This window comes from Pseudomonas sp. IT-P260 (genome assembly GCF_949768395.1).
GTDB lineage: Bacteria > Pseudomonadota > Gammaproteobacteria > Pseudomonadales > Pseudomonadaceae > Aquipseudomonas > Aquipseudomonas parakoreensis.
In genome coordinates, this window is sequence record NZ_CATKPO010000011.1 from 530,514 (window position 1) to 554,227 (window position 23,714).

Genomic DNA, 23,714 nt, shown 5'->3' on the forward strand with positions numbered 1-23,714 from the left:
CCTGGATGTTGCCGATGACTTTGCGGGATCGCCGCTTGCCTCAGCCTGAGCTCATAAACCCGCCGGGGGATGAATGGCGATGAATCAGCCGATTCTACACCGCTGGCGTCTGGAGGGAATGGCGCAAAGCGTTGTTCCAGTGCCGACGGTGCGTATGGCATGACGACTGGCAGGCTCAATCGCTGCCAGAGGGCGTGACGGTGTCGTTTTCGATGACGCTGGCGCGATGGCTGATCCGCTTGTTCAATGCCAGTGCGATGCAACTGAGCAGAACAAAACTGTAGCCGAGGGTCGCTTGCAGATTGCTCGGACTGAGGCTGATCAGTGCGCTGATCAACCCACCACAAATAAAAATGATTGTGCTGCCGGCCGAGGCTGACGTACCGGCGTTCTCCGGGAACAGGTCCATGGCTCGTGAGGTGGCGGCCGGGCGTGAGATGGTGGTGCCGGCGGTGCAGATCAGCATCGGGATCAATACCGTGGCGGGCGAGAGCGCGAAGTGCTGCGACAGAAATAGCATCACCAGCCCCGCCAGCAGGATCAGACTCAACCCGGCCACGATCTGTTGCGCAGAACTGATGCGTCGGCTCAATAGCGCGGCGGCAATTCCGCCTGTTACATAGGCCGCGCCGTAGATCAGCAGGATCAGCGAGAAGTCGTAGGCGGACAACTGCAACTGATCCATGAAGATCAACGGCGAAATGACGATGAACGAGAAGTGGCAGGCGAATGCGAAAGCCGAAATCAGCCAGTAGCCGACGAACTCGAAATCCCCGAGCACCCGTCGATAGGCTCTGAGGAAATTGAGCGGTGTAGCGTTGACGTTCGGCCGACCACCGTCGAGAAACAGCCAGGCCTTGAGCAACACCGCAGCCGCGAGTGCGATGAACAGCCAGAAGCTGCCGCGCCAGCCCAGGGCCGCTTGCAGGAAGCTGCCAGCCAGCGGTGACAGGGAGATGAAGATCCCGGTGGCGGTCACCATCAGGATTCGCAGGCGGTCGCGCTCCTTGCCATCGAACAGATCCTGTACCAGCGCCTGCGACAGGACAAAACAGCCGCAGCCGATGGCCTGCACGATGCGAAAGGTCATGAACAGCGTGTAGTGACTGGTCATCACGCAACCAATGGCGCCGAGGATCGAGACTCCCATGCCGGCGAGTAAAAGTCCCTTGCGCCCAATGACGTCGGACAACGGCCCGATCACCAGCTGGGCGAAGGCAATGCCCACGGCAAACAGGCTGATCGACAGAGCAATGTCGGCCGGAGTGCGGGCGAAGTGTTCGGCCAGCGCCGGGAACGACGGCAGCAGAACATCCAGCGGAAACACCCCCAGCAGCACCATGGCCAACAGCAGACTGACCGCCCCGCGGCGTTGTCGGGTTGTTACTGCCTTTCTTCCTTCACGCATCGATCAGTCCTGCCTTGGCGAAAAGTTTGCGGTTGTTGGGTAGCGCGAAAAATCCGGCCCTTTCGAGTGCGGCAAGTGTGGCCACGGCTCCGGATCTGGCACGCTGGCGGCTGGCGTGCTCGTTGGTCAGGCTGTCGAGGATTTCCTTGATCGCACCTTCGCCGATACCGGCGCGGCGCAGGCTTTGGTGCAGCCATTGCTCGTCCACTTCGAAGAAGGTCGCCAGGGTCTCCAGCAAGGTTCTGGCAACGAAGGCGCGCTGGCGGCTGTTCAGGGTCAACCAGAGGTAGTGGAAGACTTCGGAAAAAAACCGGCTGTGGCGCGCTTCGTCAGCGAGGTGATCGCGCAACATGTCATTCACGCTGCTGACCAGCGTTTCCCGACACACATCCAGCAGCTCCCGGGCAATGATGGTTTCCGAGACGAAACCCAGCAGAAACCATGCCAGTGGGCGTTTACTCTCCGGCGTTCGGGCAATCTGACCGGTCAGGCGGGTGATGCGCAGCGGCATCTGCGGGCGACCGGTAAAACCATGCAGTTCGGCGATCTGTTCGGCCAGATGATGGGAGAACAGCGCGTGATAACCCTCGTCGGTATACAGCTGCAGCGCGGCGGTTTTCATCCGTGAAGGAATGTAGGCGGGCAACTCGCCGTGGACGATGGTTTCCACGGCGCGGTTGACGATGCGGTGTTCAAGCAGCGTGGTGTAGTCCAGGAAGTGCACCAGGTGGCTGGCTGCCAGCCGATGCATGACCTTGCTGCCTGCGGCTTCGATGGCCGGATGGGACAGATACGGCAGGAAGGCCGGCGGGAACCAGAAGCGGGTCTGCAGTTGCAGCTGCAGGTCTTCCGGCAACTGGTAGTCGTGCCGGCTGGTGCGTACCGAAGCGTGGTTGTTCCAGTCGCCGAGGGTGAATCGAAGCGCCCAGGACGTTGGCGCTTCGGGAAGATCCGTGGATGGCACGTTCATGTCCGCGTCTCCAGCAACAGCTCGCGCATTTCCTGACACATCGCCTGACCGTCGCTGGCACCGCAGCCGACAAAGAACAACGGTTGTTCAGCGCTGCCTTCGAGTTTGAGCAGGGCTTCGACCTGCCGATCAGCGAATGCCCCGGTCAGCCACGTTCCCAGGCCCAGCGCCGTGGCCACCAGTTGAAAGGTCTGCGACAGATGACCCGCCTCGACGAACGCCATGCGATAGGCGCGCGAGTGTTCATACTTCCACCAGAGCTTGTCGAAACGAGCGGTGATGAACAGGCCCAGAGGCAGGTTATTGATGAAATGCTGGCCCGCCAGCAAATGGCCGAGCGCAGGTTCGGGCAATGGGTTGACCCGGCTGAGCGCGTGTTCTGCCGGGTGATAGGCGTAGAGGCCCGGTTCCAGGCCCTCGATATTGCGTGCCAGAAGAAAGCCTTCACAGGCATTCAGTCCACCCCCGGAGGGACTGCTGCGACGGGCGCCGAGGCCTTCGGCGATGCTTTCGTCGCGGTCATGGTCGCGATGGTGAAGAAAACCCAGTGTGAGATACATCAGCGTGCCGACGTCGCCGAGCGTGATCGCTTCGCCAGTAAAGGAGCGGCAGGTTTTTCTCAAGCGCAGGACATTACCCAGGCTGGCGACGGTCAGGGCCGCAGAGGCGGGCAGGGCGATTCGAAGTGCGTCTTCAAGTATCGGGCGATCTTGAGCGGGTGCCGGTGTGGTCAGCACCGCACTGCAATGGTTCAGGTATTGCCTGGACCACTCATGAATATTCTGGGGTGTCTGTTCACAGGGAATGTTCTGGGTACCAATATGATAAATCTTCGACAGCTCGTCCCAGCCCCATGGCGGACTGTCTATTTTTGCAACGGTTAATATGCCCGCGTTCAGAAGTTGTGAGTCTATTATGTTGCGTCTGTCGAACTGTTCCGGGTTATTGATAAGTTGTGCAAGTCGACAAGAGTAAGTCAGGTCAAGTTCATGTTGGGTGTGGTCTTTATAGTTCCAGACTATTTGTCCGGGCGTGCGCGGCAATATGAATAAATAAGGATTGATGTACATGTTGTATTCATCACTCTGGACGTAGTCGAAAGAACGCTGGGGTGCCGGCACTCCCCAGCGTTCCGGTTTACTTAACGGGCTTTAGGCGCAACCAGGAAAGCCAGGTTTGCGATTTTGTTGGTTTCCAGAGTAATTGCTTTCATAAGTATGAACTCCTTGTTCATTGAGAGTGAATGTCACCGTCGTGGTGACAACTTAATAATAGGTTGTAATGAATTATTGGCAAGCGATACTTGGGTAGGAAATTTCTATTAATTTTGTCGGAGTGGGTGTGCTGCAAGGTCAAGTTTGTAAGTTTTGGTTCTTGAAATTCAACGCGCAGGGAAATGTCCTGCGTACATGTAGGAAGTTAGTTGTAGGAAAAGGAAAGGAATTCGACGATATTGCATCGCCGTAAAGCAACGGGAAGCCCGCAGGCTCCCCGTTTCATGAGCCAATCAGCTGTTCGGCAGCAGACGGCAGGTGATGCTCTTGATGTAGCGAGTCTCGGCGATAGCCGGGTGTACCGGATGGTCCGGACCTTGACCGCCGCGTTCGAGCAACTGGATGTTGCGGTCCAGGTGACGGGCGCTGGTCAGCAGGATGTTCTGCAGGTCGTCTTCCGGCAGGTGCATGGAGCATGAAGCGCTGACCAGAATGCCGTCCTTGGTGAGCAGACGCATGGCTTGCTCGTTCAGACGACGGTAGGCGCCTTCGCCGTTCTTCATGTCTTTCTTGCGCTTGATGAACGCAGGCGGGTCGGCAACGATCACGTCGAAACGTTCTTCGCTGGCCTTGAGTTCCTTCAGTGCTTCGAAGACATCGCCTTCGATGCAGGTCATCTTGTCGGCGAAACCATTGAGCGCGGCGTTACGCTCGACGCCGTCGAGGGCAAAGCCCGATGCATCGACGCAGAACACTTCGCTGGCGCCGAACGCAGCAGCCTGCACGCCCCAGCCACCGATGTAGCTATAGAGGTCGAGGACGCGTTTGCCTTTGGCGTAAGGGGCGAGGCGGGCGCGGTTCATGCGGTGGTCGTAGAACCAGCCGGTTTTCTGGCCGCCAATGACCGGCGCTTCGAATTTCACGCCGTTCTCTTCCAGGGCCACCCACTCCGGCACCAGGCCGAACACGGTTTCGACATAGCGGTTGAGGCCTTCGGCATCACGGGCGGCGGAATCGTTCTTGAACAGAATGCCGCTTGGCTTGAGCACTTGAGTCAGTGCAGCGATCACAGCATCTTTATGCGCTTCCATGGTCGCCGAGGCGATCTGCACGACGAGGATGTCGCCGAAACGGTCGACTACGAGACCTGGCAGCAGATCGGAGTCGCCGTAGACCAGGCGGTAGAACGGCTTGTCGAACAGACGCTCGCGCAGTGACAGGGCCACGTTCAGGCGGTGCACCAGCAGCGACTTGTCCAGCGGCAACTTGATGTCGCGCGACAGCAGACGCGCGCAGATCAGGTTGTTCGGGCTCATGGCAACGATGCCCAGCGGCTTGCCGCCGGCAGCTTCGAGGATCGCCTGATCGCCGGCCTTGAAGCCGTGCAGTGGCGTGGCGGCCACATCGATTTCGTTGCTGTAGACCCACAAGTGGCCGTTGCGCAGGCGACGGTCGGCGTTGGCTTTAAGGCGCAGGCTAGGCAGGGACATGACGTCGCTCCGGAAAAAAGAGCGGGAGTATAGCGTGTTGATGCGTGTGCAGGTTCAGCGCTGGACATGTGGCGAGGGAGCTTGCTCCCGCCGGGCTGCGAAGCGGCCCCAATTCATGCCACTCGATTCATCAGGAAGAACCGGTTGGCAGGGCTTGCGACTGCTGCGCAGCCGAGCGGGAGCAAGCTCCCTCGCCACAGAGGCGCGTCAGGCTGACAGCGCGTCGATCAGCTCCTTGTTGAACGCCGGAATATCGTCCGGCTGACGGCTGCTGATCAGATGACCGTCCTTGACCACTTCCTTGTCGACCCAGTTGGCCCCGGCATTCACCAGGTCATCCTTGAGGGTCTTGTAACTGGTCATGGTTTTGCCGTTGACCAGTCCTGCGGAAATCAGCAACCAGCCGCCATGGCAGATCACCGCAATCGGTTTGCCGGCGGAGGCCCCGGTTTTCACCAGATGCTGGGCGTCCTGGTCGATGCGGATGGTGTCGGAGTTCTGCACGCCGCCCGGCAGGACGATCGCGTCGTACTGCTCGCTGCTGGCACCTTGAAAGGTCTGGTCGACCTTGAAGTCATCCGCCGGTTTGTCGTGGTTCCAGCCTTTGACCTTGCCGGCCTCGGCCGAAAGGATGTCGACCTGGGCGCCGGCCTGCTCGAGTGCCTGCTTGGGGCCGGTCAACTCGACCTGTTCGAAACCGTCGGTTACCAAAATGGCGACGCGTTTGCCGGTGAGGGAGGTAGTCATCGATAAGCTCCTGAGTCTGCGGGAAATTACCGCCGCGCCGGTGCTTGATTGTCCGGTCGGCCTTACACAGTCCGAAGCCTGAGCGTGAATGAAAGTTCCTGACAATTGCCCACTGGTGTGTCGTCGTGCGGTTTTTAGAGGTTAGAATCGCCGCCTGTCCCAGAGTGTGTACTTATGTCCCAAGAGCTGACCACCGAACAGATTCAACAATCCCTGCAAGGCATCAGTGTGCCGGCGCAGCCGCAGATCATGGTGGATCTGCAAATGGAGCAGTACATGCCCGACCCGGACCTGGAGGTGATCGCCAAGCTGATCTCCCAGGATCCCGGTCTGTCCGGTTCGCTGCTGAAAATCGTCAATTCGCCGTATTACGGCCTGAGCAACAAGATCACCTCGATCCAGCGTGCGGTGAACCTGTTGGGCAGCCGTTCGATCATCAACCTGATCAACGCACAGTCGATCAAGGGCGAGATGAACGACGACACCATCGTCACCCTCAACCGTTTCTGGGACACCGCCCAGGACGTGGCGATGACGTGCCTGACCCTGGCCAAGCGCATCGGCACCCAGGCCGGCGACGAAGCCTATGCCTTGGGCCTGTTCCACGACTGCGGCGTGCCGTTGATGCTGCAGCGCTTCCCCAACTACATGTCGGTACTGGAAACGGCTTACGCCAACGCCAGCGCCGAATGCCGGGTGGTGGACACCGAGAACGCCGAGTTCAATACGAACCACGCTGTGGTCGGTTACTACACCGCCAAGTCGTGGCGCTTGCCGGAACATGTGAGCACGGCGATTGCCAATCACCACAATGCGCTGGCGATTTTCAGCGATGAGTCCTCGCGCAACAGCCAGATGAAGAATCTGCTGGCAATCCTGAAGATGGCCGAACACATCTGTGCGTCGTATCGGGTGCTGGGCAACCAGACCGAGGACCACGAGTGGAACAGCATCGGTGCGCTGATTCTCGATTACGTGGGCCTGTCGGACTACGATTTCGAAACCCTCAAACAGACCATCCGCGACCTCGGCGCGCATTGATTCGAGGACGCCATGCCTGAACTGCCGGAAGTCGAAACCACCCGCCGGGGCATTGCTCCGCACCTGGAAGGTCAGCGTGTCAGCCGGGTCATCGTGCGTGATCGTCGGTTGCGCTGGCCGATTCCCGAGGACCTCGATGTGCGCCTGTCCGGGCAGCGCATTGTGCTGGTCGAGCGGCGGGCCAAGTATTTGCTGATCAACGCCGAAGTCGGCACGCTGATCAGCCACTTGGGCATGTCCGGTAACTTGCGGCTGGTTGAGGCCGGGATGCCGGCGGCCAAGCATGAGCATGTCGATATCGAACTGGAATCCGGGCTGGCCCTGCGCTACACCGATCCGCGCCGGTTCGGTGCGATGCTCTGGAGTAGCGACCCGCTCAATCACGAACTGCTGATTCGCCTCGGGCCGGAGCCGTTGACCGATCTGTTCAACGGCGAGCGGCTGTTCCAGTTGTCACGCGGGCGTTCGATGGCGGTCAAACCGTTCATCATGGACAACGCGGTGGTGGTGGGCGTCGGCAACATTTACGCGACCGAAGCGCTGTTCGCCGCCGGGATTGATCCGCGGCGCGAAGCCAAGAGCATTTCCCGGGCGCGGTATCTGAAGCTGGCGATCGAGATCAAACGCATCCTGGCCGCAGCCATCGAGCGCGGCGGCACCACGTTGCGTGATTTCATTGGCGGCGACGGGCAACCGGGGTACTTCCAGCAGGAGCTCTTCGTTTATGGTCGTGGTGGTGAGCACTGCAAGGTCTGCGGCACCGGTCTGCGGGAGGTGAAGCTCGGTCAGCGGGCCAGTGTGTTCTGTCCGCGCTGCCAGACCTGAGGCAAAAAGCTGAAAAAGTCCTACGGTCTATAGTGAGTGGTCTCACTGTTCAGCCCGAAGGATCGTGCCATGAAGTCCTTGCAAGCCCTGTTTGTCACACTGCTGCTGTGTTCCAGCCTGGCCGTTCAGGCCACGGAAAACGGCAGCGGTGATCCGCGCTACGCCATCCAGAACCCTCCCGCCTACGCCATGATCGGCGATTTGCTGATTGCCCGACCTTTATTGGTGGTGGCAACGGTGCTGGGTGCGGGGGTGTTTGTGGTGTCATTGCCGTTTACCGCGCTGGGTGGCGGGGTGGGCGATGCGGGGCAGGCACTGGTGGTGGATCCGGCGAAAGCTGCTTTTGTGCGGTGTCTGGGGTGTACGGGGGAGGGGTTTGAGCAGCGTGAGTGAGCTGATCAGGGTTTTGCGCTGCTGCTGATGGCCCTTTCGCGAGCAAGCTCGCTCCCACATTGGAGCGCATTTCAAATGTGGGAGCGAGCTTGCTCGCGAAGAGGCCCGGAAGAGCGCTACAAAACGTTCAGATCAGGCCTTGCCGGTGATCTTGCGGTACTTCTCCATCAACTGTTCTTCAGTCTCCGGATGCGCCTCGTCCAGCGGAATGCAATCCACCGGGCAGACCTGTTGGCACTGCGGTTCGTCGTAGTGGCCAACGCACTGGGTGCACAGGTTCGGGTCGATCACGTAGATCTCTTCGCCTTGGGAAATGGCAGCGTTCGGGCACTCGGGTTCGCAGACGTCGCAGTTGATGCAATCGTCGGTGATGATCAGGGACATGCTAACTCCAGCCGGGGCGGCAGGCCCGGGCGCAATAAATCAATGCGCGCAATTGTGCCGCATTGGCGCCCGCAGTGCACGCGGGCGCCGTTTGAACGGTCGTTACTTCTTGAAGCGCAGGGTCAGCGCATCGGCCACGGCCGGGTGCACGAACTTGCTGATATCGCCGCCCAGCGCGGCGATCTCCCGCACCAGCGTCGAGGAAATGAACGAATAACGCTCGGACGGGGTGAGAAACAGGCTCTCGACGTCCGGGGCCAACTGGCGGTTCATGTTGGCCAGCTGGAATTCGTATTCGAAGTCCGACACCGCGCGCAGACCGCGCAGGAACACATTGGCATTCTGCTCTTTGGCGAAATGCGCCAGCAGCGTCGAGAAGCCGACCACTTCGACGTTGGGCAGGTGTTTGGTGACCTCGCGAGCCAGCTCAACCCGTTGTTCCAGCGGGAACAGCGGATTTTTCTTCGGGCTGGCGGCGACCGCAATGATCACGTGATCGAACAGGCGCGAGGCGCGTTCGACCAGATCGCCATGCCCTTTGGTAATAGGGTCGAAGGTACCTGGGTACAACACTCGGTTCATCGCGTCGTCCTGGCGGGAGTCCGTTGGGGAGTCGGATGGTATCGCAGCCGTCCCGGTCGGCCAAGTCGCCTGTTGGGTAAGAAAGCACTATAGACGACGCGATAAACCGTTTTTTTCACGGATTTCTCAGCCGATCGGCGAGGGATGTCGCCAGTTGTGCAGTCAGTCCATACACCGACAATTGCGGGTTGGCGCCAATGCTGGTGGGGAACAGCGAGCCGTCGTGAACCGACAGATTGCTCAGTTGATGATGCCGGCCAAGGCTGTCGGTAACCGCGTTTTTCGGGTCTTCACCCATTGCGCAACCGCCCATCACGTGGGCACTGCCCAGCCGCGTGCGATACAGCTCAAGGCTCAGACCGTCGATCAATTTGCGCGCCTCGGCCAGGGTGTTCACGTAGCGCGCATCGGCGTGCATCGGCATTACCGCCTTCGCGCCGCCGGCAAACTGGATCTCGGCCATGCTGTGAAACGCGCGACGCAAGCCCTCCCAGGCGTAAGGCGAGACTTGATAGTCGAGCACTGGTGAGCCGTCGCCGCGCAATTCGACACTGCCGCCGGGGCTGTCCGGATGGAAGCCGTCGCGCAGCAGTGCCAGCATCGCGTGGGTGCGCGGCAGATCAGCCATGTGTTCGGCGTTCTGCTGGCCGAAGCCGCCGAGCAGCGTTGCCGCCAGAGCCGGTTGCAGCGGTGGCACTTCGAGTTTGTAGCCCATCGGCCCGCTGGTGCCGTCCTTCCACTGGAAATGATCCGAGTAGATCGACTGCGGCGCGCCGTAGAACGGGTTGATCACCTCGTCGAAGCGCCCCGCAGACATGTTAACCAGATGCAAGAAGGTGCGTTTGCCGAGGCGCTGATGCGGGTCCGGCGCGTCTGAACGCAAGAGCAGGGCCGGGCTGTTGATGCCGCCGCCCGCCAGCACGTAATGCCGGGCCTTGACCGTGATTTTGCGTCCGGTCGGCGCGACGCAGCGCTCGTCCATCGCCACGCATTGCAGGCCGGTGATCTTGTCGCCGTTGATCAACAGCTTTTCCGCACGGGCCAGGTACAGCAACTCGCCGCCCTTTTCCAGGGTCGCCGGAATGGTGGTGACCATCATCGACTGCTTGGCGTTGGTCGGGCAGCCCATGCCGCAATAACCGAGGTTCCAGCAGCCGCGCACGTTGCGCGGGATCACGTGCCAGCTGTAGCCGAGTTGTTCACAGCCTTTGCGGATTACGTCGTTGTTGGCATTGGGCGGAACCATCCACGGCGCGACGCCGAGGCGCTGTTCCATTTTCTCGAACCATGGCGCCATTTCGGCAGGGCTGTGGCCTTTGACGTTGTGCTCTTTCGCCCAGTGTTCGAGGGTCGGCTCGGGCGTGCGGAAGCTCGACGTCCAGTTGATCAGCGTGGTGCCGCCCACCGCACGACCCTGGAGGATGGTGATCGCGCCGTCCTTGCTCATGCGGCCGATGCCTTCCTGATAGAGGCTGCTGTAGGCCTGGTCTTCAAGCATTTTGAAGTCGGAACTGGTCTTGAGCGGGCCTTCTTCGATCAGCAGCACTTTGTAACCGGCGGCGCTGAGGATTTCCGCCGTGGTGCCGCCTCCGGCACCGCTGCCGATGATGGCCACGTCGGTTTGCAGTGTCAGGTCGTCGGTCAGTTGTGCGCCGTTGTAGGTTTTCCAGCCACGGGCGAGGCCTTCGCGGAACGGGTCGGGTACGGGCATTGATCAGGTTCTCTTTGTTCTTGTTGTTCTGGCGGGCCCCTTCGCGAGCAGGCTCTCTCCCACATTTGCACCGCAACCCCCTGTGGGAGCGAGCCTGCTCGCGAAGGGCGCGACTCGGTTTCATACAGTCGGCGGGCCGGGGTAGCCGCAATGGCCCCAGGACTCGGGGCGGGTGTACCAGGCCATCATCACCATCTGCTGCAAAGAACTGTGGCCCATGCGCAGCAGGCTCAATGAACTGTTCTGCCAACGTTCGAGGAAGTGACGCATCGCCTCGGGGCTGGCGTTTTCCCAACTGCCCCAAATTCCGGTGAGCGGCCCGCGGGTGACGGCCATGCCGAGCACGTCGAACAGTTGTCGGGTGAGTTTGAGCATCTCCGGCGACAGGTGATCGAGGCTGAAGTCCAGCGACTTCAGAGTGCCATCCACCGCACCGGGCATTTTATCGGTGGTCACGGCGCCTTCGAGCATCACCGGAATCAGTGCCCGCAGGAACAGCAGGTCGCCGTCACGCAAGGTGGCGAAACCGTTGGCCGCGACACTCGATGAACAACCACTGAGGCTGGCGCCAAGGCCGGCGGTGGCGAGGAACGCGGTGGCACCGAGGCTGAATTTCAGCAGGCCACGGCGCGACAGGGCAGGTGTTTCGGTCAGGCTTGGGTGCATTGTTGTTATTACCCGGCGGTGACGACGATTAGCGGATGAACAGCTTCTGGATCAGTTTCTGGATCGATTTGCCGTACGGCGGATAGATCAACTTCGCGGCGTTGAAGCGCTGTTTGATCAGTACGCCCTTGGCCTTGCTGAAAGTCAGGAAGCCTTCGTGGCCGTGATAGTGGCCCATGCCCGACGGGCCGATGCCGCCGAATGGCATGTCGTCCTGCGCCACGTGCAACAAGGTGTCGTTCAGGCACACGCCGCCGGAGTGGGTCTCGTGCAGCACGCGGCTCTGTTCACGTTTGTCGTAGCCGAAGTAGTAAAGCGCCAGAGGACGCGGGCGCTGATTGATGTAGGCAAACGCCTGATCGAGATCCTGATACGGCACGATCGGCAGCAGCGGGCCGAAGATTTCGTCCTGCATCACGGTCATTTCATCGGTGACGTTCAGCAGCAGACTGTGCGGCATGCGCCGGCCCTGGCCCTGTTCGAACAGCGGAATCAGCAGCGCGCCCTTGCTCGTGGCGTCGCTGACATAACTGTTGAGCCGCGTCAGTTGGCGCTCGTTGATGATCGCGGTGTAGTCCGGGTTGTCGGCGAGGGTCGGATAGAAATTGTTGACCACCTGGCGATAGGCTTCGACGAACGCGCCGACGCGGTCTTGCGGCACCAACACGTAATCGGGGGCGACGCAGGTCTGGCCGGCGTTGAGGGTCTTGCCGAAGGCGATGCGTTCGGCGGCGTCCTTGAGCGGCACATCGCGGGAAACGATGGCCGGGGACTTGCCGCCCAGTTCGAGGGTCACCGGGGTCAGGTTTTCCGCCGCCGCGCGCATCACATGCTTACCGATGCTGGTGGCGCCGGTAAACAGCAAGTGATCAAAGCGCAGACGGGAGAACGCCACGCCGATGTCGGCCTCGCCGAGCACCACGCAGACCAGGTCTTCGGGGAAAATTCGTCCCAGCAGGGTTTTGAGCAACTGGCCGGTGGCCGGGGTCGATTCGCTGAGTTTGAGCATCACCCGGTTACCCGCCGCGAGTGCGCCGACCAATGGGCCGATGGCCAGATACAACGGGTAGTTCCACGGGACGATGATGCCGACCACGCCGAGCGGCTGGTACACGACTTTCGCTGACGCCGGCTGAAAGGCCATGCCGACTTTGCGTCGCGACGACTTCATCCAGCCCTTGAGGTGGCGGCTGGCGTAATGGATACCGTGCAGGCTGGGCATCAGCTCGGCAAGCAGGGTTTCATCGGCGCTGCGATGACTGAAATCCGCGCTGATGGCGTCGATCAAGGCCTGGCGCTCATTGCTGAGCATGTCGCGCAACGCCTTGAGCCATTGCTGACGCTGGGCCGCCGCAGGCATCGGGTTGGCGGCATAGGCGGCGCGCTGTGCCGCGAATAGCCGATCCAGCTCATCCAGGGGCTGTTGCAGCGTTTGCAGATAAGCAATGTCGGCAGTCATCGTCGGCTCCGGATTTATTGTCGTGAGGACTTTTTAGAGTCTAAGCTCTAGAAAGTCAAATGACTTCCCGACACAGCTTTGTTTTATCCCATTCCGGTTAGGTCGTAAGATGCCCCTCACCGCACTCTGAATTAAAGCTCAAGCCATGGCCCCACGAATAAAAACCAGCGAGCGCATCGTGCAGAACAGCCTCGAACTGTTCAATCAGCAGGGCGAGCGCAGCATCAGCACCAACCACATTGCCGCGCACATGGAGATTTCTCCGGGCAATCTGTACTACCACTTCCCCAACAAGCAGGCGATCATCGCCGTGCTGTTCAGTGAGTACGAAAGTCTAGTCGACAGCTTTTTGCGCCCGCCACAGGGGCGTGCCGCCACCGTCGAAGACAAGCGCTATTACCTCAAGGAGCTGCTGTCGGCGATGTGGGGCTACCGCTTTCTGCATCGGGATCTGGAACACCTGCTCGACAGTGACCCGGATCTGGCCGCGCGCTACCGGCGTTTTTCCCAGCGCTGTGTGATCCAGGGCATGGCGATCTACGAGGGCTTTGTCGCCGCCGGCATTCTCAAGATGAACCGGGTGCAGATCGAATCCCTGACGATCAATGCCTGGATCATCCTCACCTCGTGGGTGCGTTTTCTGTGCACCACCCGGGAAAACTCCAACCACCTCAGCGAGCAGGCCATCAAGCGTGGCGTGTATCAGGTGCTGGTGCTGGAAGCCGGGTTCGTCACCGATCAGGCCCGCGAAGAGGTGAATGCCTTGTTCGACGAGTTCTACGTACCGCTGGCCCAGGCCCTGGAGGAAGGGCGGTAACCCATTTCGAAGTCGCTCACAGGAGTCCGTCATGCCGATTGCGCAACTGCTCAGCCCGACCGCACTGGATGCCCGCAAGGAGCAGCCGGGGCTGGTGATTCTCGATTGTCGTTTTGCCCTCGAAGACCCGGACTACGGGCAGCGCAGCTATGCCGAAGGGCACATCGCCGGCGCCCGCTTCGCTGACCTTGAGCGTGACCTGAGTGGCAAAGTGGTCAAAGGCGTGACCGGACGTCACCCGTTGCCGGAGCCGGCGGCGCTGATCGAGCGTCTGCAGGCGTGGGGCATCAATGCCGACAGCGATGTGGTTTTGTACGACGACGGCCCTGGTGCCTATGCGGCCCGCGCCTGGTGGTTGCTGGCGTGGCTGGGCAAGCGCGACGGCGTGTTCATTCTCGACGGCGGCCTCAAGGCCTGGCACGCGGCGGGTCAACCGCTGAGCCTGGATGCGCCGTCGGTCAGCCGGGGCAACTTCAGTGGTCAACCGGACATGAAACTGCTGCTGAGCGCCGAGCAATTGCACAAGCGCCTTGCGCAGCCGTCGCTGACATTGCTCGATGCCCGGGCCTTGCCGCGCTTCAAGGGTGAGGTGGAACCGATCGATCCGATTGCCGGGCACATTCCCGGGGCGCAATGCGCGGCGTTTACCGAGAACCTCGGCAGCGACGGACGCTTCCTGCCAGCGGAGCAGCTCAAGCAGCGTTTTGCGGCGAAACTTGGTGATCGTTCGCCAACGGACCTGGTCGCTTATTGCGGTTCCGGGGTGACGGCGTGTCACAACCTGTTTGCGTTGTGCCTGGCGGGGTATCCGCTGGGTTCGTTGTATGCCGGGTCGTGGAGTGAGTGGATCAACGAGCCTTCCAGAGGTATAGCCACGGGCGAATAACCGCAAAAGATCGCAGCCTTCGGCAGCTCCTACAGAGTCCGTCGTACATCTGCAGGAGCTGCCGAAAGCTGCGATCTTTTAGCGTTCCACGCGGGCACTGCGATACGCCGCCGGCCCAACCCCGTAAACCTGCTTGAACTGTCGGCTCAGATGACTCTGATCGGCGAAGCCCAGTTGCATGGCGACTTCCACCGGCAGGCAACCACTCTGCAATAAACCCCGGGCGGTGGCGATGCGTTGCTGCATCAGCCAGGTGTGCGGCGGCATGCCGGTGGCGCGGCGGAAGACACGGGCGAAGTGGAAGGGCGACAGATTCACCGCAGCCGCCAGTTCTTCCAGCGATGGCGGCGCCGCCAGTTGCGCGTGCAGCAGCTCCTTGGCCATCACCACCGCGCGATGCTCCTTGCCCGGTTTGCCGTTGATCTGCACCGCTGCATGACGCTGCAACAGCAGCATCATCATCTCGCGCCACACCGTCTGCTGTTGCAGTGCGGTGGCGGGGCTTTCCAGCAAACGGTGCAACTGACAGAAGCCGTTGACCAGATCCGGGTCGCGGTACAGCGTCGCGCCAAACGCCGGCATCGGTGCGCAGGGCAGTTCCAGTTCTTCGAGCAAGGACACGATCTGTCCGGTATCGGGATAAAACGCCCGGTACAGCCAGCCGTCCTCGGTGCCCTTGTGCCCGGTGTGCAATTCGTCCGGATTGATCAGCACCAGCGTGCCGCTGCCGGCCAGGTGTTCGGCGCCGCGATAGCGATAACGCTGGGCGCCGGCCATGATCATGCCGATCACATAACCGTCGTGGACATGCGGGGCGAAGCGATGCTCGATGTAGCGCGCCGACAGCAACTCGACCCCGGCCAGTGGCGCGGTTTGCCAGAAGCGGATCGACTCGCCCTGATCGCTCATGACGTCACACGGGCCAGCCATTGCGGGATGCGCCGTTCCAGGTAGTAGCCGGGCTGGCGGAACGTGCCATCGACAAATCCGACGTGCCCGCCCTTGGCCTGCAATTCGAACTGGGTGCTGGCGGACAGTTCTTCGGCAGTCGGCAGGCTGTGGGGGAATACGAACGGATCGTCAGCGGCCTGAATGATCAGGGTCGGGGTGCGGATTTCACCGAGAAAGTAGCGACTCGATGCCCGCCGATAGTAATCCTCCGCATCGGTGAAACCGTGCAGCGGCGCGGTGACCCGGCCATCGAAGTCCCAGAAGGTGCGCATGTTCTCCAGCGAACCGAGCGCCGCCAGCGCCGCCAGGCCATCCTCGCGCCCGTCATGCTGGAACTGGCGCTGCTTGTTCTTGATGTAGGCGACCATCTCGCGCATGAAGTGTGCCTGATAGACCTTGGAGAACCCCTGACCGATCCGATCGGCGCATTGATCGAGACGAAACGGCACCGACACCGCCACCGCACCGAGCACGCCGCTGTCGCTGCCGGTCTCGCCGAGATGCTTGAGCAACACATTGCCGCCCAATGAGTATCCGACTGCATACAGCGGCGCCAGTGGCCGCTTGGCGCGCAGGTGTCTGATGGCTTCGGCGAGGTCTTCGCTGGCGCCGGAGTGGTAACTGCGCGGCAGCAGATTCGGTTCGCCGGAGCAGCCGCGCCAGTTCAGCGCGACGCTGGCCCAGCCTTGTGCGGCGAGGGCGGCCTGAATTCCGGCGACGTAGGGTGAATTTGAAGAGCCGGTCAGCCCATGCAGCACCAGCACCAGCGGCGCCTCGGCGCTGTGCGGGCCATGCCAGTCGAGATCGAGGAAATCCCCGTCGTCCAGCCACAGGCGTTCACGCTCGCGATCCAGGTGGACGGTTTTGCGCCACAGCGGCCCCCACAAGGTTTGCAGGTGCGGATTGCCGAGGCCGAAGGCGGGGGTAAAGCGATCTGAAGAAGCGGGCACGATGATTCTCGATGCAGCTTTGTGGGCAGAGTACGCACGCTTTTGTGGCGAGGGAGCTTGCTCCCGCTGGACTGCGCAGCAGGCCTCGCTGCTGAAAAAGGGGCCGCTACGCGACCCAGCGGGAGCAAGCTCCCTCGTCACAGATTTAGCGCAAACTTTCAGTTAACCGGCGATCTCTGCCATACGTTGCCACAACGCGTAGTACACCCGCCCGGATTTCTGCTCGCGGTGCAGGCGCCAGTTGCCCGGCAGGCCCAGCGTCGAAGGCGCGGTCTCGCTTTCAGTGTAGATCCACGAATCCGGCGCCAGCCATTGGCGCTCTTCGAGCAAAGTGCAGACCGCTGGCAGCAGGTTCTGGTTGAACGGCGGATCGAGAAATACCAGATCGAACGGCGTGGCCACCTGGGTCTCCAGATAACGCAGCGCGTCGGCGGTCTGCACCTGGCCGTTGGTGCAGCGCAGGGTGCCGAGGTGTTCCTTCAGGCTCGATACGGCAACGTGGCTGGCATCCAGCGCCTGCCCCATGGCCGCGCCACGCGACAGGGCCTCAAGAAACAGCGCGCCGCTGCCGGCGAACGGATCCAGCACCTTGGCCCCGGCGACGTACGGCGCGAGCCAGTTGAACAGGGTTTCGCGCACGCGGTCCGGCGTCGGGCGCAGGCCCGGCGCATCGGGGAAGCTCAGTTTGCGGCTGCGCCATTCGCCGCCGATGATGCGCAACTGGTTCACACCGTTATGGACGTTCTGCGCAGGTTTTTTAGGACGAGTAGCCATTAATGCTCCGGAACCCCGAGCGGTGGCTCGGCAGGTTTATCAGATGGGGCCGGTAACGGCTTTTGCGGCACGGTCGGGCCAGCGCTGACGATGACCAGTTTGTCCGTGCTCAGGTGTTTGTTCATCGCGTCTTTGACCTGCTCGACAGTCAGGCTCTGGGACTGACGCATGAAGTCATCCAGATAGCTCAGCGGCAGATTATAGAAGCCCATGGCGCCCAGTTGGCCGACGATATCGGCGTTGCTTGCGGTGGACAGCGGGAAGCTGCCGGCCAGCTCGCGTTTGGCGTCGTCGAGTTCTTTCTGGGTCGGGCCGCTCTTCAGGTAATCGGCGAGCACGTCCTGCACCAGTTTCAGCGTGCCTTCGCTCATTTCCGCGCGGGTCTGCAGGTTGATCATGAACGGGCCGCGAGCCTGCATCGGGCTTAAGCCGGAATACACGCCGTAGGTCAGGCCGCGCTTCTCGCGCACTTCGCTCATCAGCCGGGTGCCGAAACCGCCACCACCGAGGATCTGGTTGCCCATCGACAGCGCCGCGTAATCCGGGTCGTCACGGTCGATGCCCAGCTGTGCGAGCAGCAGGTTGGTTTGCTTGGACGGGAACTCGATGTGATTGACGCTGGCCTTCGGTTCCTGCGGCTGGGCGATTTTCGCCAGCGCCGGGCCTTTCGGCAGGGCGCCGGAGACCTGATTGGCAATCGCCTCCGCCTCGGCGCGAGACAGGTCACCGACCAGCGCTATCACCACGTTGCCCGCCGCGTAGGCCTTGGCGTGGAACTCACGCAGTTGCGCCAGAGTGATCTTCGGCACGCTCTGCGGGTTGCCATCGCTGGAATGCGCATACGGGTGGTCGCCGTACAAGCGCTTCATCAGCTCGAGGCTGGCGAGTTTGCCGGGGTTCTGTTTCTGGTATTCGAAACCGGCGAGCATCTGGTTCTTGATGCGTGCGAAGGAGTCGCTCGGGAAGGTCGGTTTGCCCACCACTTCGGAGAACAGCTTCAACGCCGGCTCACGTTGCTCGGCGGCACTCAGACTGCGCAGCGAAGCCAGCGCCATGTCCTTGTAGGCACCGTTGCCAAAATCCGCGCCGAGGCTTTCGAAGCCTTGGGCGATGGCGCCGACGTCCTTGCCCGCCACACCTTCGTTGAGCATGGCATTGGTCAGGACTGCCAGGCCCGGCGCATTGCCGTCCTGGCTGCTGCCGGCGGCGAAGATCAGGCGCATGTCGAACATCGGCAGCTCATGGGCTTCGACGAACAGCACCTTGGCGCCTTCGGCGGTGTTCCAGGTTTGCACGTCGAGCTTGCGGCTGGCCGGGGCCTTGCCGTCGAGTTCGGCCAGCGATTGCAGCTTCTGGCTGGTCTTGGCGTTGTCCAGCGCTTCGCTGGCGTCGGTTTTGACACCGGGCATCAGATAGAACGCGGCAGAGCCGATCACGGCGATGGCGATCAAACCGAGCAGCAGGCGTGGGGATTTGCGCTCACTCATGAGTCGTCTCCAGTGGCAGGACATGGGCGACGCTGAGACGTTCGCGGGTGAAATACAGCTTGGCGGCGTTCTGGATGTCTTGCGGGGTCACGCTTTCCAGATCGGCGAGTTCGGTGTCCATCAGTTTCCACGACAGACCGACCGTTTCCAGTTGGCCGATGGCGGTGGCCTGGCTGGTGATCGAATCACGTTCGAACACCAGGCCGGCGATGACCTGTGCCCGCACGCGTTCCAGCTCTTCGGCGGACGGTGCGGTGGTTTTCAGCTGTTCCAGCAGTTTCCACAGACCGGCTTCAGCTTGCGCCATGGTCTTGTTCTTCTGCGTGTTCGGCGTCGCCGACAAAGTGAACAGGCTGTCGCCACGGGTGTAGGCGTCGTAGCTCGACGAACCGCCGGAAACCAGCTCTTCGCCGCGCTCCAGTTGCGTCGGGATGCGCCCGCTGTAGCCGCCGTCGAGCAGCGCCGAGATCAGGCGCAGGGCGTTGACCGAGCGTTTGTCTTCAGCGGTGGCAATGCTGGGCACGTTGAAACCGAGCATCAGGCTGGGCAGTTGGGTCTGCACATGCAGCGTGATCTGGCGCTCACCCGGCTCGGCCAGTTCCAGCGGTTTCTTCGCTGGCGGTACGTCGCGCTTGGCAATCGGTCCGAAGTAGCGCTGGGCGAGGGTTTTCACTTCATCGGGGGTGACGTCGCCGACCACCACCAGCGTGGCATTGTTCGGCACATACCAGGATTGATACCAGTGGCGCAGCTCCTCAACCTTCATCCGGTCAAGGTCCGCCATCCAGCCGATAGTCGGCGTGTGGTAGCCGCTGGCCGGGTAAGCCATCGCCTTGTAGCGCTCGTAGGCTTTGGACATCGGCTTGTCATCGGTGCGCAGGCGGCGCTCTTCCTTGATGACTTCGATTTCCTTGGCGAACTCGTCCGCCGGCAGGCGCAGATTGGCCATGCGGTCGGCTTCCAGTTCAAACGCTACGCCCAGACGGTCGCGGGCCAGCACCTGGTAATAGGCGGTGAAGTCGTCACCGGTGAAGGCGTTTTCTTCGGCACCCAGGTCGCGCAGGATCAGAGAGGCTTCGCCGGGGCCGACTTTCTCGCTGCCCTTGAACATCATGTGCTCGAGCGCGTGGGACAGACCGGTCTGGCCCGGAGTTTCGTAGCTGGAGCCGACCTTGTACCAGACCTGCGACACCACCACCGGCGCGCGATGGTCTTCGCGCACGACGACCTTCAGGCCATTGTCGAGGGTGAATTCGTGGGTCGGTTGCGGGTCGGCCGCCAGGGCCGAAAGGGGCAGACAGACTGTGCTGAGCAGCAGGCCTGCAGCGCGGCGGGCTAGAGCATTCATTCGTTTTTTAACCTGTTGGGCTGCCCGCTTGGTCTTAGCGTCGGCGGGCGAGAGGGTGCTAGGATACTGATCCGTTTTACCGGCGACCACGCCTATCAGGTTTTCAGGCCTGATCCGGTTGTATAGGTTGGCGGCAGAAAGCTGCGGTTTATCGACTAGACTTCGCTTTTTCGCCGATTTTGCCGGTTTAGTCCTTCGTTAATACGAATCTTTGGGGTGCCGCTGGCGCCTCGACAAAATGTTGCGCGTGAACAAGCTGGATGAAACACAGTCTGTTCTGCATCGAATATTTATTTGCCGGGGCGCCCTTATGGCGCGTCGCTACCGTGAGATAGCCGTCCTCCATGTTTGGTTCCAACGACGACAAGAAGACCCCAGCTGCGGCTGGCGAGAAGAAAAGCCTGTTCGGATGGCTGCGTAAGAAACCGCAGGAACCCGTCGTCGAACAGCCGCCCGCGATTCCTGAACCGGCTCCGACGCCAGCGCCTGCCATAGAAGAAGAGCCGGCGCCGATTGTGCTGCCGATTGCCGAGCCGGTGCTGCAACCGGTCGAGCCCGAGCCAGAACCTGAAACCCCGGTAGCGGCCGAGCTGCCACTGACCCCGGCGGCCGAGCCGTGGCTGACCTTGCCGGTGGCCGAAGAGCCGGTGGCCTTGGTCGAAGAGGCGGCGCCGCATGTGACGCCGCCGATTCCGGCGCCTGCCGCGTTCGTCCCTGAAGTCGCTCCGGCGCCAATGGTTGAGCCGGTTGTCGAACCGGCACCGGTTGTTCCCGAACCCGTGGCCCCGGTGTTCGTCGCCCCTGTTGCGCCGGTCGTTCAGCAGCCTGCACCTGCACCGGTCGTCGCTGCTCCGGTGGTGCCGGTAGAAGTCGTCGCTGAAACGCCAGTGGAAGCCCCGCGCAGCGAAGAAACCAAAGTCGGCTTTTTCGCCCGCCTCAAGCAAGGCCTGTCGAAAACCAGCGCCAGCATCGGCGAGGGCATGGCCAGCCTGTTTCTCGGCCGTAAAACCATTGATGACGATTTGCTCGATGAGCTGGAAACGCGTCTGCTGACCGCCGACGTCGGTGTCGAAGCCACTACGCAGATCATCCAGCGCTTGACTCAGAAGGTCGCCCGCAAGGAGCTGGCCGATGCCGACGCGCTGTACAAGTCGCTGCAGGCCGAGCTGGCGGCGATGCTGAAACCGGTCGAACAGCCGCTGAAAATCGCCTCTCAGACCAAGCCGTTCGTGATTCTGGTGGTTGGCGTCAACGGCGCCGGCAAGACCACCACCATCGGCAAGCTGGCGAAGAAGCTGCAGCTGGAAGGCAAGAAAGTCATGCTCGCCGCCGGTGACACCTTCCGCGCCGCTGCCGTTGAGCAGTTGCAGGTCTGGGGCGAGCGCAACAAGATCCCGGTGATCGCCCAGCACACTGGCGCGGACTCGGCTTCAGTGATCTTCGACGCCGTGCAGGCCGCCAAGGCCCGTGGCATTGACGTGCTGATCGCCGACACCGCCGGTCGTCTGCATACCAAAGACAACCTGATGGAAGAACTGAAGAAAGTTCGCCGGGTGATCGGCAAGCTTGATGCCGACGCGCCGCACGAAGTGCTGCTGGTGCTCGACGCCGGCACCGGCCAGAACGCCATCAACCAGGCCAAGCAATTCAACCAGACCGTCGAACTGACCGGCCTGGCGCTGACCAAGCTCGACGGCACCGCCAAGGGCGGGGTGATTTTCGCCCTGGCCAAGCAGTTTGGTCTGCCGATCCGCTACATCGGCGTCGGTGAAGGCATCGACGACCTGCGTACCTTTGAAGCCGAACCCTTTGTCCAGGCACTGTTTGCCGAGCGGGAGCGTTCATGATTCGTTTCGAACAGGTCGGTAAACGCTACCCGAACGGTCACGTCGGCTTGCATGAGCTGAGCTTTCGAGTCCGTCGTGGCGAGTTTCTGTTTGTCACCGGTCACTCCGGTGCCGGTAAGTCCACGCTGTTGCGCCTGTTGCTGGCGATGGAACGTCCGACCAGCGGCAAACTGCTGCTGGCCGGGCAGGACCTGAGCACCATCAGTAACGCGCAGATTCCGTTCCTGCGTCGGCAAATCGGCGTGGTGTTCCAGAATCACCAGTTGCTGTTCGATCGCACGGTGTTCAACAACGTCGCGTTGCCGCTGCAGATTCTCGGTCTGTCCAAGGCCGAGATTGCCAAGCGCGTCGATTCGGCGCTGGAGCGCGTGGCGCTGTCGGATAAAACCGATCTGTACCCCGGCGACCTGTCCACTGGTCAGCAACAGCGCGTCGGTATCGCCCGCGCCATCGTCCACCGTCCGGCGCTGCTGCTGGCGGACGAACCGACCGGTAACCTCGACCCGCGTCTGGCGGCCGAGATCATGGGTGTGTTCGAAGACATCAACCGCCTGGGCACCAGCGTGCTGATCGCCAGCCACGACCTGGCCCTGATTGCGCGCATGCGCCACCGCATGCTGACCCTGCAACGCGGCCGACTGATCGGCGACGGGGAGGCCGGCGTATGAGTGCGACACGCAGTCCGAAGGTTTCCGAGCGCGTGGCCCCGAAAGCCGCCGACCCGCAACCGCCAAAGAAGAAAAAACACGACGATGACGACGGCCCGGACTTTTCCACCCTGTTGCGTTCGTGGATCGAAAGTCACCGTGCCAGCCTGCTCGACAGCCTGCGGCGCCTCGGCAAGCAGCCGATCGGCAGCTTCTTCACCTGCATGGTGATGGCCGTGGCGCTGAGCCTGCCGATGGGCTTGTCACTGCTGATCAACAACGTCGAGCGTCTCGGCGGTTCGTGGCAGCGGGCGGCGCAGATTTCGCTGTACCTGCAGCTGGATGCCACGCCCGCGCAGGGTGAATCGTTGCGCGAGCAGATCAAAGGCATGCCCGGCGTCGCTGATGCCGAATATGTCGGTCGTGATCAGGCGCTGGAAGAGTTTCAGCAGCAGTCCGGTCTGGGCGAAGCCCTGCGCGAGCTGCCGGAGAACCCGCTGCCGGGCGTGGTGCTGGTGACCCCGAACGAGGTCGACAAGCCGACCCTGGAAGCATTAAGACAAAAACTTTCCGAGCTGCCCAAGGTACAACAGGCGCAACTTGATCTAGTCTGGGTCGAGCGCCTGGCCGCCATCCTCAAGCTCGGTGATCGTTTTGTCTTCGGTCTGACGGTGCTGTTGGTGTCTGCATTACTTTTGGTGATAGGCAATACCATTCGTCTTCATATTGAAAACCGCCGCACAGAGATAGAAGTGATTAAACTCGTCGGCGGCACTGACAGCTATGTACGTCGCCCCTTCCTTTATATGGGCGCGTTGTATGGCTTCGGTGCAGGTGTTCTGTCCTGGGGTGTGCTGGCGTTCGGCCTGAACTGGCTGAACGACGCGGTGGTTGGACTGGCCGGCTTGTACGGCAGTGATTTCGCGCTGGCCGGAGTGCCAGTTGCCGACGGTCTGTCGCTCTTGCTTGGCGCGGTGCTGTTGGGTTATATCGGTGCATGGATTGCAGTCGCACGTCATCTCAGGGAGCTGGCGCCGAAGTAGAATCTTTTTTGCGCGTGATTGACCTTGCGGTTTTTTTGGGAACTTGTACTTGAATTCCCGGTCAATTTTTCGCA

General features: G+C 61.4%; 23 protein-coding genes. 8 read left to right on the top strand and 15 right to left on the bottom strand.

Annotated elements, in window-relative coordinates; genetic code table 11:
• Positions 1–175 precede the first annotated feature (175 nt).
• The 5 genes from ACM6HV_RS09290 to ACM6HV_RS09310 all read right to left on the bottom strand — a co-directional run bounded on the left by ACM6HV_RS09290 (position 176) and on the right by ACM6HV_RS09310 (position 5,829).
• The gene (locus ACM6HV_RS09290; protein WP_145593620.1) at positions 176–1,408 is read right to left on the bottom strand and encodes an MFS transporter; all 1,233 of its coding nucleotides are present in this window, start codon (positions 1,406–1,408) and stop codon (positions 176–178) included.
• Entirely contained in the window at positions 1,401–2,378 is a 978-nt protein-coding gene (locus tag ACM6HV_RS09295) for a diiron oxygenase (protein WP_222017883.1), read from the bottom strand. Before ACM6HV_RS09295 ends, ACM6HV_RS09290 begins: the two co-directional genes overlap by 8 nt.
• A complete protein-coding gene (locus tag ACM6HV_RS09300; protein WP_414904035.1) occupies positions 2,375–3,448 on the bottom strand; it encodes a SagB family peptide dehydrogenase in 1,074 nt (357 codons plus the stop codon). The genes ACM6HV_RS09295 and ACM6HV_RS09300 overlap by 4 nt, the downstream gene beginning before the upstream one ends.
• Positions 3,449–3,885: 437 nt before the next feature.
• Complete coding sequence (locus ACM6HV_RS09305) at positions 3,886–5,082, bottom strand: class I SAM-dependent rRNA methyltransferase (protein ID WP_041063621.1); 1,197 nt, start codon at positions 5,080–5,082, stop codon at positions 3,886–3,888.
• Positions 5,083–5,289: 207 nt separating this feature from the next.
• Positions 5,290–5,829, bottom strand: a complete 540-nt coding sequence (locus ACM6HV_RS09310; RefSeq protein WP_131670630.1) for a type 1 glutamine amidotransferase domain-containing protein — start codon at positions 5,827–5,829, stop codon at positions 5,290–5,292.
• A gap of 228 nt (positions 5,830–6,057) precedes the next feature.
• Here ACM6HV_RS09310 and ACM6HV_RS09315 point away from each other — a divergent pair, with 228 nt between their 5' ends.
• The 3 genes from ACM6HV_RS09315 (at position 6,058) to ACM6HV_RS09325 (ending at position 8,088) form a co-directional block, all read left to right on the top strand.
• Entirely contained in the window at positions 6,058–6,870 is an 813-nt protein-coding gene (locus ACM6HV_RS09315) for an HDOD domain-containing protein (RefSeq protein WP_186448443.1), read from the top strand.
• Positions 6,871–6,882: 12 nt separating this feature from the next.
• Entirely contained in the window at positions 6,883–7,695 is an 813-nt protein-coding gene (gene mutM, locus ACM6HV_RS09320; RefSeq protein ID WP_414904036.1) for a bifunctional DNA-formamidopyrimidine glycosylase/DNA-(apurinic or apyrimidinic site) lyase, read from the top strand.
• A gap of 69 nt (positions 7,696–7,764) precedes the next feature.
• Positions 7,765–8,088, top strand: coding sequence for a hypothetical protein (locus ACM6HV_RS09325; protein WP_041063610.1), 324 nt, complete (start codon positions 7,765–7,767; stop codon positions 8,086–8,088).
• 132 nt (positions 8,089–8,220) lie between these two features.
• On the opposite strand, the gene ACM6HV_RS09330 is transcribed toward ACM6HV_RS09325, so the two are convergent.
• The 5 genes from ACM6HV_RS09330 to ACM6HV_RS09350 form a co-directional block, all read right to left on the bottom strand.
• Complete coding sequence (locus ACM6HV_RS09330) at positions 8,221–8,472, bottom strand: YfhL family 4Fe-4S dicluster ferredoxin (protein WP_003195146.1); 252 nt, start codon at positions 8,470–8,472, stop codon at positions 8,221–8,223.
• Positions 8,473–8,574: 102 nt separating this feature from the next.
• Entirely contained in the window at positions 8,575–9,054 is a 480-nt protein-coding gene (gene coaD / locus ACM6HV_RS09335) for a pantetheine-phosphate adenylyltransferase (protein WP_003229157.1), read from the bottom strand.
• Positions 9,055–9,169: 115 nt separating this feature from the next.
• Positions 9,170–10,765 carry a GMC family oxidoreductase N-terminal domain-containing protein gene (locus ACM6HV_RS09340; RefSeq protein ID WP_414904037.1) on the bottom strand — a complete coding sequence of 532 codons (1,596 nt, stop codon included), beginning with the start codon at positions 10,763–10,765 and terminating at the stop codon, positions 9,170–9,172.
• A gap of 120 nt (positions 10,766–10,885) precedes the next feature.
• Entirely contained in the window at positions 10,886–11,431 is a 546-nt protein-coding gene (locus ACM6HV_RS09345) for a twin-arginine translocation pathway signal protein (RefSeq protein WP_414904038.1), read from the bottom strand.
• A 28-nt stretch (positions 11,432–11,459) separates the two neighbouring features.
• Complete coding sequence (locus ACM6HV_RS09350) at positions 11,460–12,890, bottom strand: coniferyl aldehyde dehydrogenase (RefSeq protein WP_414904039.1); 1,431 nt, start codon at positions 12,888–12,890, stop codon at positions 11,460–11,462.
• A gap of 145 nt (positions 12,891–13,035) precedes the next feature.
• Between ACM6HV_RS09350 and ACM6HV_RS09355 the strand changes: the two genes are divergently transcribed.
• Together ACM6HV_RS09355 and ACM6HV_RS09360 are read left to right on the top strand one after the other, a co-directional pair.
• Complete coding sequence (locus ACM6HV_RS09355; protein WP_414904040.1) at positions 13,036–13,707, top strand: TetR/AcrR family transcriptional regulator; 672 nt, start codon at positions 13,036–13,038, stop codon at positions 13,705–13,707.
• 31 nt (positions 13,708–13,738) lie between these two features.
• Complete coding sequence (locus ACM6HV_RS09360; protein WP_414904041.1) at positions 13,739–14,593, top strand: sulfurtransferase; 855 nt, start codon at positions 13,739–13,741, stop codon at positions 14,591–14,593.
• A 78-nt stretch (positions 14,594–14,671) separates the two neighbouring features.
• Here ACM6HV_RS09360 and ACM6HV_RS09365 read toward each other — a convergent pair whose 3' ends face one another.
• The 5 genes from ACM6HV_RS09365 to ACM6HV_RS09385 all read right to left on the bottom strand — a co-directional run bounded on the left by ACM6HV_RS09365 (position 14,672) and on the right by ACM6HV_RS09385 (position 20,103).
• Positions 14,672–15,502 (bottom strand): AraC family transcriptional regulator, encoded by an 831-nt coding sequence (locus ACM6HV_RS09365; protein ID WP_121187666.1) that lies wholly within the window; start codon positions 15,500–15,502, stop codon positions 14,672–14,674.
• Positions 15,499–16,494, bottom strand: coding sequence for a hydrolase (locus tag ACM6HV_RS09370; RefSeq protein ID WP_414904042.1), 996 nt, complete (start codon positions 16,492–16,494; stop codon positions 15,499–15,501). Before ACM6HV_RS09370 ends, ACM6HV_RS09365 begins: the two co-directional genes overlap by 4 nt.
• Positions 16,495–16,656: 162 nt before the next feature.
• The gene (gene rsmD / locus ACM6HV_RS09375) at positions 16,657–17,268 is read right to left on the bottom strand and encodes a 16S rRNA (guanine(966)-N(2))-methyltransferase RsmD (RefSeq protein WP_027610566.1); all 612 of its coding nucleotides are present in this window, start codon (positions 17,266–17,268) and stop codon (positions 16,657–16,659) included.
• Positions 17,268–18,755, bottom strand: coding sequence for a M16 family metallopeptidase (locus ACM6HV_RS09380; RefSeq protein WP_414904043.1), 1,488 nt, complete (start codon positions 18,753–18,755; stop codon positions 17,268–17,270). Before ACM6HV_RS09380 ends, rsmD begins: the two co-directional genes overlap by 1 nt.
• Positions 18,748–20,103: a M16 family metallopeptidase gene (locus ACM6HV_RS09385; protein ID WP_414904044.1), complete on the bottom strand. Its 1,356-nt coding sequence runs from the start codon at positions 20,101–20,103 to the stop codon at positions 18,748–18,750. Before ACM6HV_RS09385 ends, ACM6HV_RS09380 begins: the two co-directional genes overlap by 8 nt.
• 344 nt (positions 20,104–20,447) lie before the next feature.
• Here ACM6HV_RS09385 and ftsY point away from each other — a divergent pair, with 344 nt between their 5' ends.
• Genes ftsY through ftsX form a run of 3 tightly spaced genes read left to right on the top strand, consistent with a single transcriptional unit; the run spans position 20,448 to position 23,640 of the window.
• Positions 20,448–21,950 (top strand): signal recognition particle-docking protein FtsY, encoded by a 1,503-nt coding sequence (gene ftsY / locus ACM6HV_RS09390; RefSeq protein WP_414904045.1) that lies wholly within the window; start codon positions 20,448–20,450, stop codon positions 21,948–21,950.
• Entirely contained in the window at positions 21,947–22,618 is a 672-nt protein-coding gene (gene ftsE / locus ACM6HV_RS09395) for a cell division ATP-binding protein FtsE (RefSeq protein ID WP_003229148.1), read from the top strand. Before ftsY ends, ftsE begins: the two co-directional genes overlap by 4 nt.
• Positions 22,615–23,640, top strand: coding sequence for a permease-like cell division protein FtsX (gene ftsX / locus ACM6HV_RS09400; protein ID WP_007964135.1), 1,026 nt, complete (start codon positions 22,615–22,617; stop codon positions 23,638–23,640). The genes ftsE and ftsX overlap by 4 nt, the downstream gene beginning before the upstream one ends.
• The last annotated feature ends 74 nt before the right edge of the window (positions 23,641–23,714 follow it).

Excerpts from the sequence above, each read along its gene's own strand:
- ACM6HV_RS09350 (WP_414904039.1), bottom strand. The coding sequence starts at position 12,890 with ATGACTGCCGACATTGCTTATCTGCAAACGCTGCAACAGCCCCTGGAT.
- ACM6HV_RS09340 (WP_414904037.1), bottom strand. The coding sequence starts at position 10,765 with ATGCCCGTACCCGACCCGTTCCGCGAAGGCCTCGCCCGTGGCTGGAAA.
- ACM6HV_RS09385 (WP_414904044.1), bottom strand. The coding sequence starts at position 20,103 with ATGAATGCTCTAGCCCGCCGCGCTGCAGGCCTGCTGCTCAGCACAGTC.
- ftsE (WP_003229148.1), top strand. The coding sequence starts at position 21,947 with ATGATTCGTTTCGAACAGGTCGGTAAACGCTACCCGAACGGTCACGTC.
- ACM6HV_RS09310 (WP_131670630.1), bottom strand. The coding sequence starts at position 5,829 with ATGACTACCTCCCTCACCGGCAAACGCGTCGCCATTTTGGTAACCGAC.
- ACM6HV_RS09330 (WP_003195146.1), bottom strand. The coding sequence starts at position 8,472 with ATGTCCCTGATCATCACCGACGATTGCATCAACTGCGACGTCTGCGAA.
- ACM6HV_RS09355 (WP_414904040.1), top strand. The coding sequence starts at position 13,036 with ATGGCCCCACGAATAAAAACCAGCGAGCGCATCGTGCAGAACAGCCTC.
- ACM6HV_RS09305 (WP_041063621.1), bottom strand. The coding sequence starts at position 5,082 with ATGTCCCTGCCTAGCCTGCGCCTTAAAGCCAACGCCGACCGTCGCCTG.
- ACM6HV_RS09295 (WP_222017883.1), bottom strand. The coding sequence starts at position 2,378 with ATGAACGTGCCATCCACGGATCTTCCCGAAGCGCCAACGTCCTGGGCG.
- coaD (WP_003229157.1), bottom strand. The coding sequence starts at position 9,054 with ATGAACCGAGTGTTGTACCCAGGTACCTTCGACCCTATTACCAAAGGG.
- rsmD (WP_027610566.1), bottom strand. The coding sequence starts at position 17,268 with ATGGCTACTCGTCCTAAAAAACCTGCGCAGAACGTCCATAACGGTGTG.
- ACM6HV_RS09345 (WP_414904038.1), bottom strand. The coding sequence starts at position 11,431 with ATGCACCCAAGCCTGACCGAAACACCTGCCCTGTCGCGCCGTGGCCTG.
- ACM6HV_RS09360 (WP_414904041.1), top strand. The coding sequence starts at position 13,739 with ATGCCGATTGCGCAACTGCTCAGCCCGACCGCACTGGATGCCCGCAAG.
- ACM6HV_RS09325 (WP_041063610.1), top strand. The coding sequence starts at position 7,765 with ATGAAGTCCTTGCAAGCCCTGTTTGTCACACTGCTGCTGTGTTCCAGC.
- ACM6HV_RS09300 (WP_414904035.1), bottom strand. The coding sequence starts at position 3,448 with ATGTACATCAATCCTTATTTATTCATATTGCCGCGCACGCCCGGACAA.
- mutM (WP_414904036.1), top strand. The coding sequence starts at position 6,883 with ATGCCTGAACTGCCGGAAGTCGAAACCACCCGCCGGGGCATTGCTCCG.
- ACM6HV_RS09365 (WP_121187666.1), bottom strand. The coding sequence starts at position 15,502 with ATGAGCGATCAGGGCGAGTCGATCCGCTTCTGGCAAACCGCGCCACTG.
- ftsY (WP_414904045.1), top strand. The coding sequence starts at position 20,448 with ATGTTTGGTTCCAACGACGACAAGAAGACCCCAGCTGCGGCTGGCGAG.
- ftsX (WP_007964135.1), top strand. The coding sequence starts at position 22,615 with ATGAGTGCGACACGCAGTCCGAAGGTTTCCGAGCGCGTGGCCCCGAAA.
- ACM6HV_RS09290 (WP_145593620.1), bottom strand. The coding sequence starts at position 1,408 with ATGCGTGAAGGAAGAAAGGCAGTAACAACCCGACAACGCCGCGGGGCG.
- ACM6HV_RS09380 (WP_414904043.1), bottom strand. The coding sequence starts at position 18,755 with ATGAGTGAGCGCAAATCCCCACGCCTGCTGCTCGGTTTGATCGCCATC.